General features: G+C 51.6%; 12 protein-coding genes and 1 pseudogene. 3 read left to right on the top strand and 10 right to left on the bottom strand.

What is annotated here, in order from left to right:
- Window positions 1-350 precede the first annotated feature (350 nt).
- Entirely contained in the window at window positions 351-920 is a 570-nt protein-coding gene (gene folE / locus Q0Y46_RS02220; RefSeq protein ID WP_173555025.1) for a GTP cyclohydrolase I FolE, read from the bottom strand.
- 309 nt (window positions 921-1,229) lie between these two features.
- The gene (locus Q0Y46_RS02215) at window positions 1,230-2,639 is read right to left on the bottom strand and encodes a sodium-dependent transporter (protein ID WP_295681001.1); all 1,410 of its coding nucleotides are present in this window, start codon (window positions 2,637-2,639) and stop codon (window positions 1,230-1,232) included.
- A gap of 36 nt (window positions 2,640-2,675) precedes the next feature.
- Between Q0Y46_RS02215 and Q0Y46_RS02210 the strand changes: the two genes are divergently transcribed.
- The gene (locus Q0Y46_RS02210; RefSeq protein WP_297944365.1) at window positions 2,676-3,326 is read left to right on the top strand and encodes a CatB-related O-acetyltransferase; all 651 of its coding nucleotides are present in this window, start codon (window positions 2,676-2,678) and stop codon (window positions 3,324-3,326) included.
- Between the two features lie 108 nt (window positions 3,327-3,434).
- Here Q0Y46_RS02210 and Q0Y46_RS02205 read toward each other — a convergent pair whose 3' ends face one another.
- The 6 genes and pseudogenes from Q0Y46_RS02205 to Q0Y46_RS02180 form a co-directional block, all read right to left on the bottom strand.
- Window positions 3,435-4,040, bottom strand: a complete 606-nt coding sequence (locus tag Q0Y46_RS02205) for a hypothetical protein (protein WP_297944362.1) — start codon at window positions 4,038-4,040, stop codon at window positions 3,435-3,437.
- A 69-nt stretch (window positions 4,041-4,109) separates the two neighbouring features.
- Window positions 4,110-4,346 (bottom strand): annotated as a pseudogene (locus Q0Y46_RS02200) (ORF6N domain-containing protein); the annotation flags it as partial.
- A gap of 50 nt (window positions 4,347-4,396) precedes the next feature.
- Window positions 4,397-4,987: a nitroreductase gene (locus tag Q0Y46_RS02195; protein ID WP_295680992.1), complete on the bottom strand. Its 591-nt coding sequence runs from the start codon at window positions 4,985-4,987 to the stop codon at window positions 4,397-4,399.
- A 92-nt stretch (window positions 4,988-5,079) separates the two neighbouring features.
- A complete protein-coding gene (locus Q0Y46_RS02190; RefSeq protein WP_297944358.1) occupies window positions 5,080-6,849 on the bottom strand; it encodes a hypothetical protein in 1,770 nt (589 codons plus the stop codon).
- Window positions 6,850-6,871: 22 nt separating this feature from the next.
- Window positions 6,872-8,230 carry an amino-acid N-acetyltransferase gene (gene argA / locus Q0Y46_RS02185; RefSeq protein ID WP_297944354.1) on the bottom strand — a complete coding sequence of 453 codons (1,359 nt, stop codon included), beginning with the start codon at window positions 8,228-8,230 and terminating at the stop codon, window positions 6,872-6,874.
- Window positions 8,231-8,245: 15 nt separating this feature from the next.
- Window positions 8,246-9,103: an FKBP-type peptidyl-prolyl cis-trans isomerase gene (locus Q0Y46_RS02180; RefSeq protein ID WP_295680981.1), complete on the bottom strand. Its 858-nt coding sequence runs from the start codon at window positions 9,101-9,103 to the stop codon at window positions 8,246-8,248.
- 254 nt (window positions 9,104-9,357) lie between these two features.
- Between Q0Y46_RS02180 and Q0Y46_RS02175 the strand changes: the two genes are divergently transcribed.
- Window positions 9,358-9,606: a hypothetical protein gene (locus Q0Y46_RS02175; RefSeq protein WP_295680978.1), complete on the top strand. Its 249-nt coding sequence runs from the start codon at window positions 9,358-9,360 to the stop codon at window positions 9,604-9,606.
- A 135-nt stretch (window positions 9,607-9,741) separates the two neighbouring features.
- Window positions 9,742-10,581: a bifunctional methylenetetrahydrofolate dehydrogenase/methenyltetrahydrofolate cyclohydrolase FolD gene (gene folD / locus Q0Y46_RS02170; RefSeq protein WP_297944349.1), complete on the top strand. Its 840-nt coding sequence runs from the start codon at window positions 9,742-9,744 to the stop codon at window positions 10,579-10,581.
- A 201-nt stretch (window positions 10,582-10,782) separates the two neighbouring features.
- Here folD and Q0Y46_RS02165 read toward each other — a convergent pair whose 3' ends face one another.
- Together Q0Y46_RS02165 and Q0Y46_RS02160 are read right to left on the bottom strand one after the other, a co-directional pair.
- On the bottom strand, window positions 10,783-11,553 hold the full coding sequence (locus Q0Y46_RS02165) for a lysoplasmalogenase family protein (protein WP_295680977.1): 771 nt from the start codon (window positions 11,551-11,553) through the stop codon (window positions 10,783-10,785).
- A 48-nt stretch (window positions 11,554-11,601) separates the two neighbouring features.
- Window positions 11,602-13,593, bottom strand: coding sequence for a glycoside hydrolase (locus tag Q0Y46_RS02160; RefSeq protein ID WP_297944346.1), 1,992 nt, complete (start codon window positions 13,591-13,593; stop codon window positions 11,602-11,604).
- Window positions 13,594-13,731: the final 138 nt, after the last annotated feature.

Genomic DNA, 13,731 nt, shown 5'->3' with positions numbered 1-13,731 from the left:
GGTCGTGCACGGCCAATGTTTTTTTAGTTTATTCAAAATACCACAAAGACAACACTCAAAAACGTCTTGGCGTATTCGTCAAAAACAAAGAAAAACATTGTATGGGGATTATCGTATTAAAGTGAATGCAACAAAACCCACATCGCCATACATCCAAACATCTATTTCTTTCACCCATTACCAAATTACCTAATTCCCGCAAATTCAGAAATAGGCAAAGCGCTTTTTTTATGGACAATAAATCCAAAGGCCATGGACAAAATGTCCATGGCCCATAATAATAAAAACACTTTAAATTACTTTATATTAAATCTATCCATAATGGACAAAAAGTAGTATTGGCGGCTACATTACCGAGGCGCATAAATCCTAGACATGAATTCGGCACGCGTTTTCTCGTCGGTCTTGAAGCGGCCCAAAAGCTGCGTCGTCACCATCGTGGCACCGGGCTTTTTCACACCACGCATCGTCATACACATGTGGGATGCCTCGAGCACCACGGCCACGCCTTTCGGGTTCAGCTCCTTCTGGATGAGTTCTGCAATCTGGCGCGTCATGCGTTCCTGAATTTGCGGGAAGCGCGCGTAAAATTCCACCACGCGCGGAATCTTGGAAAGGCCCACCACGCAATCGCCGGGGATGTAAGCCACATGTGCCTTGCCCGTGAACGGCAGAAAATGGTGTTCGCACATGCTTGCAAACTCGATATCCGGCACAATGATCATCTCGTCGTACTTTTCATGGAAACGCGTCTTCAAGATATCTTCGGCGCGGGTTTCACCCGAAAGCCCCGTCATGAGTTCGGCGTACATCTTCGCGACACGCTTCGGCGTATCCAAAAGACCTTCACGGTTCGGGTTTTCGCCCATGCCTTCCAGAATCATCCGGAAGCCATCTTCCATCTTCTTGAAATCCATCATAAATAGTGGTTGGTGGTTAGTGATTAGTGGTTAGGTTTTTGCACGGCAAAAATAGAAAAAATAAAAAACAAGTTTTAGAACCATTGTTATTTCTTCATTTTACTCATTTAAATAATTGCGGGAGGGGACCCAGCTCGGAGTTGCGAAGGCCGCACGGTCCCCTCCCTGCACCCTCCCCTTCCTTGGCCAACGCTTCCATTCTCGCAACGATTAATTTCTTTCTTTTCTTTGACTACCGATCTCGCTTTTCTCAAAAATATTTTGTTTGCTTTTTCATTTTTTATTTTACAGATTTGCAAAATCTTCTTCCTATCCGAAGATTTTGGCGCAGAGGTCGGGGGCGAACTTGGAGAGATACCCTTGAATAAGCAAGATGGAAACAAGCACAGGCAGCACCCACTTGAAATAAATCTTGAAGATGGTGTTGCTCGGAATCTTGTAGCCCTTGCCGGAGTTGATTTCGGCAAAGAATTTCTCCTGCCCCCAGCCGTAACGGCTGGAGCAGAAAATCACGATGAACATGCCGCCAAGCGGAAGCATGGTGTTACTCACGATAAAGTCTTCGAGGTCCAGCACACAGCTGCCGGGGCCGAACGGTTCAAAGCCCGCAAGCACGTTGAAGCCGAGGGCGCACGGGAGCGAAAGCGCGAATACGACCAGGATGTTCCAGAAGGCGACCCTTTTACGGTCGTACCCCTTGAGGTCCATCCAGAACGAGACGAGGTTCTCGAACACGGCAATCAAGGTGGACAGAGCCGCGAAAGACATGAACAGGAAGAACGCCGCACCGCAGAACCGACCCGCCGGCATCATGGAAAACACGTTGGAAAGCGTAACGAAGATGAGACCCGGGCCCTGTCCCGGAGATTGGCCAAAGGCGAAGCAGCTCGGGATGATGATAATACCCGCAACAAGCGCGACGACCGTATCAAGGATGCAGACACTCGCAGCTTCCTTGACGAGGGAGTGCTTGCGGCCTATGTAGCTACCGAAAATCGCCATGCTACCGATACCGATACTGAGCGTGAAGAACGCATGCGCGAATGCCGCAAAGATTGCCTCGCCCACGCCCTTGCCCGACTGCGTCAAGCGCTCGAAAGACGGAAGCAAATAGAACTGGAGACCTGCAGTAGAACCCGGAAGCGTCACGGCTCGAATGGCAAGGAGGACCATGATGACAAGCAGGCAAATCATCATCTTCTTGGTGACGCCCTCGACACCTTTCTGGAGCCCAAGCGATACGACCCCAAGGCCGAGCACGATGGCGACGGTCATCCAGAAAATCATAAGCGCGGGGTTCGCAAGCATTTCACCGAAACCGGCCGCAATCTGGTCGGGAGTCCCCTTGAGGAAGTTCGCGTCGGTGACCATCTTGTAGAAGTAGTAGAGCATCCAGCCCGTGACCACCGAGTAGAACGCCATCAAGATGTAGTTCGCCGAAATCAGCGGGAACTTGGCCCAGTGCCACTTGGTCCCCGGCTTTTCCAGGTTATCGAAGGCGCGGGCGACACCGCTACGGCCGCCACGACCCAGCGCAAGTTCCGCCATGAGGATCGGGAGCCCGAGGAACAGCAAGAAGCCAAGATAGGGCAGCACAAAAGCCGCACCGCCGTACTGGCCCGCAATATAAGGGAAACGCCAAACGTTGCCCAATCCGATGGCGCAACCGGCAGCGATAAGGATAAAACCAAGTCTTGATTTAAAATTTTCGCGTTCCATAAAAAGAACAATAGAAAAAAAATGTAATTTGGAGACATGCCTACACCGCAAAACATCCCCGACCCGAATACAATCCACCCGATTGCGGGCTACGACAAGGAAATCTACGTGAAGCCGACGCTCAAGAACCCGAATATCATCGTGGGCGACTTCACCTACATTGCCGACAGCGAATTCGAAAGCCACGTGACTCACTTATACCCGTGGAACAACGACAAGCTGGTTATCGGCAAGTTCTGCCAGATTGCGGCGGGAGTGGAATTCGTGATGAACGGGGCGAACCACCAGATGAACGCGATATCGACATTCCCGTTCTACACGCTTGCAGGCTGGGACATGAAGGCGCCCGCCCCTGCGGACATGCCGCTCAAGGGAGACACCGTCATCGGGAACGACGTGTGGATTGGCCAGAACGCAACGATACTCCCCGGAGTGCATATCGGTGACGGCGCAATCATCGGCGCAAGCAGCGTCGTAGGCAGCAACGTGGACCCCTACACCATCGTGGCCGGGAACCCAGCGCAGTTTATCCGTAACCGCTTTGACGACGAGCTCACCAACCTCATGCTCGAATGGCGCTGGTGGGACAAACCCATCGAAGAAATCAACTCGCTCATCCCGATACTCACAAGCAGTGACTTGACAGAAGTCAAGAAGAATGTGAAAGAAATGCTCGGGAAAGGGTGAATGTAACCATTGCTACCAGCATTGAATCTAATGATACTGAATTCCGTAACATTAAAATCGGGGTTGCAATGACAATGTTGTGCCGAGATCGAGACGATATGGCGCTATTCATTTTTTCTCAAGTATCTCCATAATGCTACGATACGCCTGCGTGTATTCTATCTGCATGATGGTGGTAATTTTGTTGCCGGCGTCTTTGCTGGATGCTCCGCAGTGGAAGAGCTTTTCGCTTTTCAGTCCGTAATCCAAGAAGATGTAGCGGTCGTGGAATTTGTCTTTTGTCTTGTTCATGACGAATTTGACATCAGGACGCACCGCAAGAAAATCTTTCTGCATCTGGTCCGTCAGGGTTTCAAAACTGCGATTGTCACTATAGATTGTCACGGAGACTCCTTTCGCGATTCGTCGCAACAGGTCAAGCGTCTTCACGCCGACATAGTCGTCAATAATCGTGATGGATTTCTTCGCCATGCCGTAAATTTGCGTGTAGGTGACATCGGCATCTAGCCGCTGGCCGTTCAGTATCAGGAAATGTTTGTGGGTGCTCGGGTCCACGAAATTTTCCATGACTTTCTGGAGGTCTGTTTTCATAATGGAGACATCTTGGCGGATTTCGGCTATTTCTTTTGTATTCTGAATCGTGTGGGCAGCGACCTGCGCAATACCGTCAGATTCGAGTAATAGGCGATTTTCATCAACAATATAGTCCTTCATCTTTTTGAAAAGCCGAATGAGAGCCATACTCTGCTGAATTGCTAAATCGCCTTTTAACACACTCATAAGCATATAAACGCCTTGTTCTGTAAAGGCATAAGGCAGCTTTCTCGTGCCGCCCCAACTTGATGTGCATTTTTTGCACATCAAGATTTGCATTTCTTCCTCGGTCAACTGAAATCGAAAATCTTCTGCAAATCGCTCAATATTATTTTTTACCTGACGATTAAAAAATCTTGTTTCATACCCGTAAATTTCAGCCAAATCAGCGTCGAGCATCACCTTTACTCCGCGGATGGTATATATCCGCGATCCTTAATACCACCCTTTCTGGTGTTGGGAGTAATATACAAAAATTACACGAACACGACTTCGTTGCCGACGCGCGGGGATTCCGCGCGGTTCGGGAGGCCACTCTCCGTATCGGCGTAGCCGATGGCAACGGAGGCGTACACGCGTTCGTCTTCGCGCAAGCCAAGGCCGTGCAGGTATTCGAGAAGCGTCGGGTCTTCGTTCAGCCACTTGAGCTGATTGATGTAGCAACTGCCGAGGTCAAGCTCGTTCGCGGCAAGCATCATGTTCTCCACAGCGCAGGCGACATCGGCCATGTTGTTGCCGTATTCCTTCTTGTTCGCGACCACGATCAGCACGGGCGCCGTATAGCAGAAGGAGTAGTTCCCTTTGCGCGCAAGCGTAATGGAATTCTTGAGGCTCTTGTACAAGTCTTCGCGGAGTTCCATCGCGGCAAAAGCGGACTGCACGAGTTCCTTGAGTTTCGCAATCACCGCAGCATCCGAAATCACGAAGAAGTGGTTGCTCTGCGCATTGCCGCCGGTAGGCCCGAACTGGCCCGCCTCGACAATCTGCTTCAACTTCTCGAGTTCGACAGGCTGTGCCTTGAACTTGCGGGTACTGCGACGTGTACGTATTGCTTCAAGCGTATTCATAATAACTCCTAAAAAGACTAATTATCCTGGACACACAAAACCTGCACCACCGGCAACAAATCCCTGGGGCATTCCATGACACCATTCCCTATTTAATCTTCTCTGGAAAGGTCCGATTCACTTGCCCTTTGCCAGTAATACAATTGCCTGCCAGAAGTGGTTATCAAATTGCAGATAAAATACTCGTCATCGTACTTTTTGATTTCGCCTTTATTTACTGGACCGCACGAATCACCGCGCACAACAGGCTTATAAACGCTATCTTCCGGGACTTCGCTCCACTTTTCGTTTGAGCAATAAAAATACTGGTCACCATATTTTTTATAAACAGGATCAATCACCCAATTGCACAAATCGCCCTTCACTTCTGGATAGGTACAGGGTTCCCATTCTGTTCCGCCATAAGTTCTGCACTTATAGTAATCCCCATTCGGCATCTGGCCAAATTCTATTTGATTGGAGGTATTATGACATATCCCCATATAATACGACAATGTATCGACCTTTGCCCACCGATTCCAATGGCAGCGCAGCAAGATGCTGTCCATCACCTGTTTTTCGCCTCCATGGTCTCTGCAATCCCCATAAAGACGCGCCGCCAAAATATTGACAGTCGGCGTATCAAGTACAGTCCACTTAAAGTCTTCTTTCACTTCGGACCATCCGCACTGATCGGAATCATCGCAGTCGCAAACATACGTTTTATCTTCATGATATCCGAGCACGCCATAAGACCAAATGCCCCTATTGCACTCCTCCGAATACTTATGGTTCAATATGGAATCAACGTCACTTAACACTTCCCATCCCGTCCCACTTTCGTATCGACACAAATAATAGATTCCGTCATGTTCCACAAAATCCCATCTATTGCACAAGCAAGTGCCAATCGTATCTTCAAGAGTCGTCTGCAAACGCCAACCATAGAGCGACGGACAATTACTTTCATAAACAAACTGACGCCCATTATAAAGGCTAAGTTCATTCATGATTTCTATGGAATCCTTTTCGCTCCAAGAGCGGTCCAGTTCATACGCCCATGCAAAGAACGCCGTATCTATTTTTTTCAACCTAGAAGACGTATCGCGATTGTCACTTTCAAAATAAAACTTGTCCCTAGAATCTAACCGCAAATCGAACGTGGCCAGCCAGGAATCAGCCGCACGCACCTTGATCGTCGAATCAAATTTTCCGTCTTTCGCAAAAAAATCACGCCATTCCCTAAAATCGCTGTAGAACAGGCTATCAGAAATTTCATATCGACAAAGAACATAGGGCGTCATATCAAATAGGCCCGTATTAGAATAATAATCATTGCCTTCATTAAAGGTTCTGTATTGCGGGTCCTCTAACGAAATCCCCATCGATTTTTCAAGTTCCTCGTAAGCCTTGTTAATGGCATTGTGCAAACTGTACTTTTTTTCTCGGACCAAGGTTTCAACGCGGCCAGAAATCAAGGCACCATAGAATTGCAGGTATACGTGCGTATTATACGTATCCAAGTAATAATACTGGGACAATTCCATTTTTTCTTTCTTGTTAAGCGGGAAAATCGTCACAAGTTTTAAATACGGAGTTTCATAATATCGTGCGTCAACAGCAAATTCAATAGAATGCCCGCGTTTTGGCCCCACCGTCACTTCAAAAGAATCAATCGGATTCAAATCCCTGTCTACCTGGAAAATCCGGACTCGTTCCGCATTCATAGACGGCATATATTCTATGGAGCCATTCAACGCTATCGAAGAAGATTCTTCATCATCTTCAATCAAACGCATAAAGGCTTTTTCATCGTTTTCGCCATCAGAACATGCGGCAATCCACAGCAAGGCAAACAGCAGTGCTATTTTCTTAAAAGCCATGCAACACCCAACCGTGAAATTCCTACTTGTCAAGCGGGAGTATCAATATGCGCGAGTTACGCTTCTGGTTGTAGTTGTCCCGCTTGCTCTTGGGCAAGTCCTCGACCGTGCCGTCCTCAAATCCGAACGGGTAGAACCAGTCGAGCGCCTGCGTCGTGAGCAGGAACAATTTCTTGTAGCCCTTCATGCGCCCAATAGAAATCAGGTGCCGTACAATCGCGTCGCCAATGCCCGACTTGCGGTAGTTCGCACCCACGGCAATGCCCGCAATTTCGGCCATGCCGTCTTCGAAGGCGTGCAACGCACCGCAACCGTGGATGCTGTTGTCGATGCTGTACACCACGTAGTCCTTGAGCTTTTCGGAAATGCTTTCCTGTGTACGCGGCACCAGGTAGCCCTTCGCAATGTAGTCCTGCATAATCCGGAGGATATCCGGAATATCTTCGATGTTCGCAGGCCTAATACTCGAGTACTGGTTCGCGTACACCATGGTACCGTCACCGCGTGCGCTGAATACTTCTTGCAGCACACTGCCCTGGAATTCACCGCTTAGCAGGTGAACGCGGTTCGCGCCCGCCTCGCAGGCATGGATGGCGTTCATCAGGTAGTCCATCTGCGCAAAGTTCAACACGTCGGAATTGAGTTCCAACAGTTCCTTCGCCTGGTCCACGTCCAAAGCCGAAATCACGCCCGACTCGGTGGGTTCCAAATACTTTGTGTTCTTGCCGGTCACAAGACCCTTGAGCTTGATACCGTTCTCGTTACCAATGAAGAACAGCTTGCCCACCTTCATATACTTGCAGATTTCGGTCGCAAGTTCGGTAGAGCTGATGTTGTACGCATGCCCGAGCTTGTTCCAGCCAATCGGCGGAATGATAGGCACAAACTTTTCGTTCAAAAGCTGGTCGAGGATATCACGCTGAATCCTTTCGATCCGGCCCGTTCTCATGTAGTCTACGCCGTCGATGACGCCAAGGCTCCGCGCCAGCACCCAGTTGCCCTGGATACCGCTGAGGCCGCTCGCCGTGAGGTGGCTCATGATGCGCTGGGCAACGCCCAAGGACGCCTGCTCTATGAGGGGCAGGGCCTCTTCGCTCGTAAGCCGCACGCCGTCATGGAACTTGGATTCGATTTCCCAAGCCTTGAGCTGCGCGTCGATACTCTTGCGCGTACCCGGCACGATAATGATGCGGATACCCGCCTTGTGCAACAGGGCGATATCTCGCATGAGCACCGGGAACAGGGGGTGGTCCATGAGGCTGTCATCAATCTTCAAGATGAAGAGCTGGCCCTTGAACCGGTCCATGTAACCGAAGACTTCCCGGATGAACCCGGCGACTTCGAAGTGCTGAGAGTAGAAATCAGACGCAGACTTGTTCATGGTTGCAACCATAAATTAATTCTTGGTGGCGGGTTTCGCCGCAGGGTCTGCCGGAGCAGCCGCCGGAGCGGCAGCCGAATCCGCCGGAGCACTGGCTGCAGGCAGCGGTTCCGGATTTTCAGCATAGACCTTCAACAGTTGTACTTCGAACACGAGGAGCGAGTTCGGCGGAATTGACGGAGGAACGCCTTCCGCGCCATAAGCGAGTTCGCTAGGAATCCAGGCCTTCACCTTCATGCCTTCGTGCATAATCATAAGGAGGTCCTGCCAACCTTCGATGACAGCATTCACCGGAAATTCCATGGGTTCGCCACGCTTGACGCTGTTATCAAACTCTTTTCCGTTGAGCAGGGCACCCACGTAATGCACCTGGACCTTGTCCGACGCCTTTGGGGTAATTCCCGGCCCGTCCAAGAGAATCTTGTACTGCACACCCTTCGGGGTCGTTTTCACCGTAGAATCCAAAATATTCTTCGCCAGGAACTGAACCTGTTCGTCAAGATTCTTCTTGGCCGCAGCCTTTTCCTCGGCCTCCTTCTGCTGCTGCATGCGCAAAAGCAGGTCCTGAAGAGCCGCCTCAGAAGCAGAATCGCTCATTAGAGACTTTTTCGTCGAATCCAACTGGTCGTCAATGGCCTTTTTGACCAAATCCATCCGCAATGGGACGTTCACATTGGCAATGGCCCGGCCCAAATCTTTTCCGAGGGCATAGCTGAACCGGTCCTGATCGGTAATCAGGGTATCTAGGCGAGCCGGAGCCTGTACCGCAGTGGAATCGGCCGAAGCAGGTTCAACAGCCGGTTTCTGGGAGCCGCCGCAGGCAAAAAGACCTGCACAAACGGCAAGAGCGGAGGACTTGCATATTATATTCATATTCCCTCAAACATGGTTAGGATCAGCCAAATTTCACACTATAAATGTAGGATAATATATGATGTTCGTCACAATGAAACCAAAATGATGGTTAAAAAAACAATACCAACCGCATTTTTTTCAAAAAAAACGGCAATTCCGTGAGTTAAAACACGCAAAAAGCACAAACGTAAACAAAATTCAACAAACCCCTTTGATTTTTGTAACTTTTTTCTATCTTTAGGAAAGGATTGGGTTTTTTAAAGGAAAAAACCATGTACAACAATTTTGCACACATCATCGAAAATGCGACAAGCCAGAAGCGTTTGTTCGATTCCTCGATTGAAAGCGTGAAAGACCTGTTGGACCAATCCGTCCAGGGCTCAGTCGAGAATCCTGAAAACATTCACAAGGTGGAATTCGCCCGCACCGGGTTCCGCACTGGGTGGCTCCGTGGTTCCCTTTCGTACCCGTGGGTCGTTGTTTGCATCATTGTCCCCGCAGTGCTTGACACCCTGATCTAACCGAGAGGTTGGGTCGGCAAGTTAACACAGCGAAAGCGTTTCACCTTTATTAGCCCCTTTGGGGGCTTTTTTTTATTCCCAGAATATCTATCTTTGTTTCCGAAAAACGGGTAAAAACGCCCTAACGGAGACCTTATGGCAGCACTCATCCTCGACGGCAAGGCCCTCGCCAAGACCACTGAAGAAGAACTCAGCGCCCGCGTGGCGAAACTCAAGGAAAAAACGGGCAAGACCCCCATCCTCGCGACCATCCTGGTGGGCGACGACCCGGCCAGCGCCACCTACGTGAAGATGAAGGGCAACGCCTGCGCCCGCGTGGGCATGGAAAGCATCCGCGTGGTGCTCCCCAAGAACACCACCACCGAGGAACTGCTGAACAAAATCCAGGAATTGAACGACAACCGCGACGTACACGGCATTCTGCTGCAGCACCCAGTCCCGCGCCACATCGATGAACGCGCCGCTTTCGAGGCCATTGACGCCCGCAAAGACGTGGACGGAGTGACCTGCCTGGGCTTTGGCCGCATGGCGATGGGCGAGCCCGCCTACGGATGCGCGACTCCCGCCGGAATCATGCGCCTTTTGAAGGCCTACAACATCCCGCTCGCAGGCAAGCATGCCGTAGTCGTCGGCCGCAGCGCCATTCTGGGCAAGCCGATGGCGATGATGCTTTTGAATGCCGACTGCACCGTGACCATCTGCCACAGCAAGACGCAGAACCTCCCCGAATTCGTGAAGCAGGCCGACATCCTCGTGGGTGCCGTGGGCAAGCCCGAGTTCATCAAGAAGGAATGGATCAAGCAGGGCGCGGTCGTGGTCGACGCCGGTTACCATCCGGGTGGAGTCGGCGACATCGAAAAGGGACTCGACAACGTGGCATCCGCCTACACGCCGGTCCCCGGCGGCGTGGGCCCCATGACCATCAACACGCTCATCTACCAGAGCGTGGAAAGCGGCGAAAAGTATCTGGGATAGGCTCGAGGCGCGAGGCGCGAGCAATGAGCTGTGAGCAATGAGCGATGAGCTGTGAGCAATGAGGCTAGGGTCTCACACCTCATAGCCCCTAGATCCTAATCTCTAGATTCTCTGACGGAGATTGCTTCAGGGCTTCGCCCCTCGCAATGACAAACCTGCTGCCTCCCAACCACTAATCACTGCTTACTGTCTACTTCCTACTTACCCTTTCCTCTTATACCCGCTGAGGCCCAACAGAATCAGGGCCGGGGTGTAGAAATACCACACAAAGTTGTTTGCGACCGTAGCGACAATTTCTTGGACGCTATGGTCTTCGCCCGTAGCCAGCGAAAGGCCAACGCAGGCGTCGCAGCAGAAGAACAGGATCATGCCGCGCTTGATATTCCTGGCGTTCTTTTCGGGGAAATACCCCTTCTTGGGCACCTTGCAAGCGACAATCAGCGAGCAGATGAGGAAGGCGCCGTAGGTGGCGACAATCGGGACCGTCGGGCCCTCGAAAATGCGGAACAGGTGCAGCGCATTCGCGAGGAACATGACGCCAAACGGGATGCAAAGAATCCACGGGGAACTGTTGTCCGTGTCGCTCATGCGCGTATGGCGGTAAATGAACAAGGCCTGCACCACCATGAAAAAGCAGATGCCGAGCAATGTGTAGTCACTGCGGTGGTCCAGAAAGTGGGAATAATTGTGCAGAATCTTGAGGCAGAAGTCTGCACACAAGGCCATCGCGAAGCCGGCCTGTAGAAAGTTGCGGTCGCGTCTGCACAGGCAGTTACCGCCAATGAAGAATACGATGACCGTCATGATGCCGGTAACCGCAAACTTGGCGATATTCTGGTAATTGCTGCTTTCGACAAGGCATTGCTCGACGGCGCCGCAGCGGTAAAACACGAGCCAGTCCATCACGAAGAACGTGATCATGAGGACACTGACGAGAATTAAAAGCAAAGTAATGAGAGTTTTCTTGTTCATGTAATTTAATATAAGCAATCTATATCAAATTCGCAACAAGAAAACCTTTTAATATCGAACAATTCCTTCGAACAAACGCATGCCCGACCTGTCGAGAATTTGGACGACATAGTGTCCGCGTGGCTGGGCAGGGCCCATTTGGACAATCCCGTCCCCGACAAATTCAGCCGTTTTCACAGGAATCCCCTGCATGTCGTACATCCGGAACACAGTCCATCCGCCGTTTGTGCCCGTCACCCGAATCCCGTCCCCGAATCTGTAGGCACGGACAAGGGAAGCGAGCCGCACGTTTTTGAAGGCTGTTGTCGACGTGTCCTCAGGCGGCTTCTCGACATAGGGGTGTTCCGGGTCGTCCACCACGACCTTGACCTTCAATTCCGTCTCGCAGCCCGACGGGTTCACGTACTTGCCCGTGTAGATTCCGCTCTTTGTCCCGTCCATGTTCTTGAAACGGGCTTCGCGGCCCAGGTAATAGTAGTCATTCGGGCCGGTCCAGCTCCAGCGACCACCCTCGTACGGGTGCGGGCCGATGACCAGGGAATCGCCCTTCTTGAGCGACACATCCTTAGATTCTTCCCAGTCGCCATTGTGGATTTTTACGTAAGAGATGACCTCCGACGGAGTGCAATCCGTCCCTTCCACATCCGCGACAACCATCGTCGTGACGGTATTCGATTTCGCCGTCATCGCAAGCGAAGTGCCGCTGATGGCGATATCGTCAGCCGGCTTGAGGCTGCCCGGCAGCTCGAAACGCACGACCTTCGCCGTTGTCCCTAACTTCTTGAACTTGCTCAAATCGAAGTTGTACTTCACGTCGCTGCTACCGCTGTTCCGCACGACGATGACCAGCGCCCCGTCGGGGCGCAGGGCGGCAACCGTGTTGCCGTTGTCGCTATCGATAATGCGCGAACCCGGGCGAATGTAGCGGCTGAACGCAGCGTGCATGTAGTAGCGCGGCATGTAGGAGAATGTCTGTTTCTTGTGGTCCGCCTTGATGGAACGCCAGTTCTCGGCGGGGTCGGCAATCTGCCAGTCAATCCAAGCCTCGGCCTTCAGGTCGCGCAAGTCCTGGATAATCACATTCGCCATCCACAGCGCGATATGCTCGTCGCCGTTCTTGCTCAGCGGGCCCGTCTCGGACTGCCAAAGGCGCTTGTCCATGCTGAAGGCACGGTTGTAAAGTTGCTTGCGGTAGCTGCCGTCGGAATAGCTGTGCGTGTTCACCTGGCCCAAGTAAGACAGCGCCTCGGAGGTGTAATTGCCCAGCTGGTCATGCGCCTGCTTGATGGACGTCTCGTCGGCCGCACTCACGGACGTTTCCGGGTAGAGTCCCTTCTTCTTGAGTGCCTTGCCCAGTTCCACAATCATCTTGGACTGGTTGTTCTTGAAACCGCACCCCTCCTGGCCGCCATTCGATTTCCACCAGCCGGCACTCGGTTCGTTGAACGGCTCGACCGTGCGGAACGTGAGCCCCCATTCCGTCTTGAAGTGGAGCGCCACCTCAGAAAGGTAATCCGCGAAATCGTCAAAATAATCTTCTTTCAGGTTGTCGGAACCGTCGTTACTGCCCGAGACGCAACCGCTCTTGGTCATCCACCACGGAGGGGAATTGCTGAAGGCCTCAAAAATCGGGTCTTTGACCATCTTGTTGAGGCTGAGGGCGACGCCGCGTTGGGCGGGATCGGCCGTCCAGTCAAAGTCGCCCTTCTCTGTCGGCTTGTAACCGGGAACCTTGCCGCCGCCGTCACCTTTCGTAAGGTGATTGTGACCAGGCTGGTCCCCGCCGCCAACGTTGTAACGGAAAATATTGTAACCCAAGCCCGTGTCGGGGTCGGCGACGGCACCCAGGAACTTGTCGCGGTTCGCCTCATCCCAGGCACCCACAAGAACAGCCCACCAGCAGAGGCTCGTGCCCCAGCCCTCGAAAACCTGGTACTTCTTAGACGGGTCGACAACGACCTTGGTCTGCGCGAAGGCGTTCGTGCAGAAGCATACCCCAAAAAACGAGGCAAAAACGAGACCTTTCAAGAAAGAATCCATAAGACCAACTCCATTTGTTCCCTGTTAACCCAAAGATGCTTTAAATATATCTTCTGAAAGGCAAAAAAACAAACGCGGACTCGGGCGAAAAACGAAATGGCAGGCCGAAGCCCGCCATTTTTGCAAAGATTAAGAAAA

The organism is uncultured Fibrobacter sp. (assembly GCF_947305105.1).
Classification (GTDB): domain Bacteria; phylum Fibrobacterota; class Fibrobacteria; order Fibrobacterales; family Fibrobacteraceae; genus Fibrobacter.
Note: the sequence above shows the minus strand (reverse complement) of the source record. Positions and strands in the feature narration are given on the sequence as shown.

Bases quoted from the DNA above. Each gene is read 5' to 3' on its own strand.
- Q0Y46_RS02190 (WP_297944358.1), bottom strand. From the start codon at position 6,849: ATGGCTTTTAAGAAAATAGCACTGCTGTTTGCCTTGCTGTGGATTGCC.
- folD (WP_297944349.1), top strand. From the start codon at position 9,742: ATGGCAGCACTCATCCTCGACGGCAAGGCCCTCGCCAAGACCACTGAA.
- Q0Y46_RS02180 (WP_295680981.1), bottom strand. From the start codon at position 9,103: ATGAATATAATATGCAAGTCCTCCGCTCTTGCCGTTTGTGCAGGTCTT.
- Q0Y46_RS02205 (WP_297944362.1), bottom strand. From the start codon at position 4,040: ATGAAGGACTATATTGTTGATGAAAATCGCCTATTACTCGAATCTGAC.
- Q0Y46_RS02215 (WP_295681001.1), bottom strand. From the start codon at position 2,639: ATGGAACGCGAAAATTTTAAATCAAGACTTGGTTTTATCCTTATCGCT.
- Q0Y46_RS02165 (WP_295680977.1), bottom strand. From the start codon at position 11,553: ATGAACAAGAAAACTCTCATTACTTTGCTTTTAATTCTCGTCAGTGTC.
- Q0Y46_RS02195 (WP_295680992.1), bottom strand. From the start codon at position 4,987: ATGAATACGCTTGAAGCAATACGTACACGTCGCAGTACCCGCAAGTTC.
- Q0Y46_RS02160 (WP_297944346.1), bottom strand. From the start codon at position 13,593: ATGGATTCTTTCTTGAAAGGTCTCGTTTTTGCCTCGTTTTTTGGGGTA.
- Q0Y46_RS02175 (WP_295680978.1), top strand. From the start codon at position 9,358: ATGTACAACAATTTTGCACACATCATCGAAAATGCGACAAGCCAGAAG.
- folE (WP_173555025.1), bottom strand. From the start codon at position 920: ATGATGGATTTCAAGAAGATGGAAGATGGCTTCCGGATGATTCTGGAA.
- argA (WP_297944354.1), bottom strand. From the start codon at position 8,230: ATGAACAAGTCTGCGTCTGATTTCTACTCTCAGCACTTCGAAGTCGCC.
- Q0Y46_RS02210 (WP_297944365.1), top strand. From the start codon at position 2,676: ATGCCTACACCGCAAAACATCCCCGACCCGAATACAATCCACCCGATT.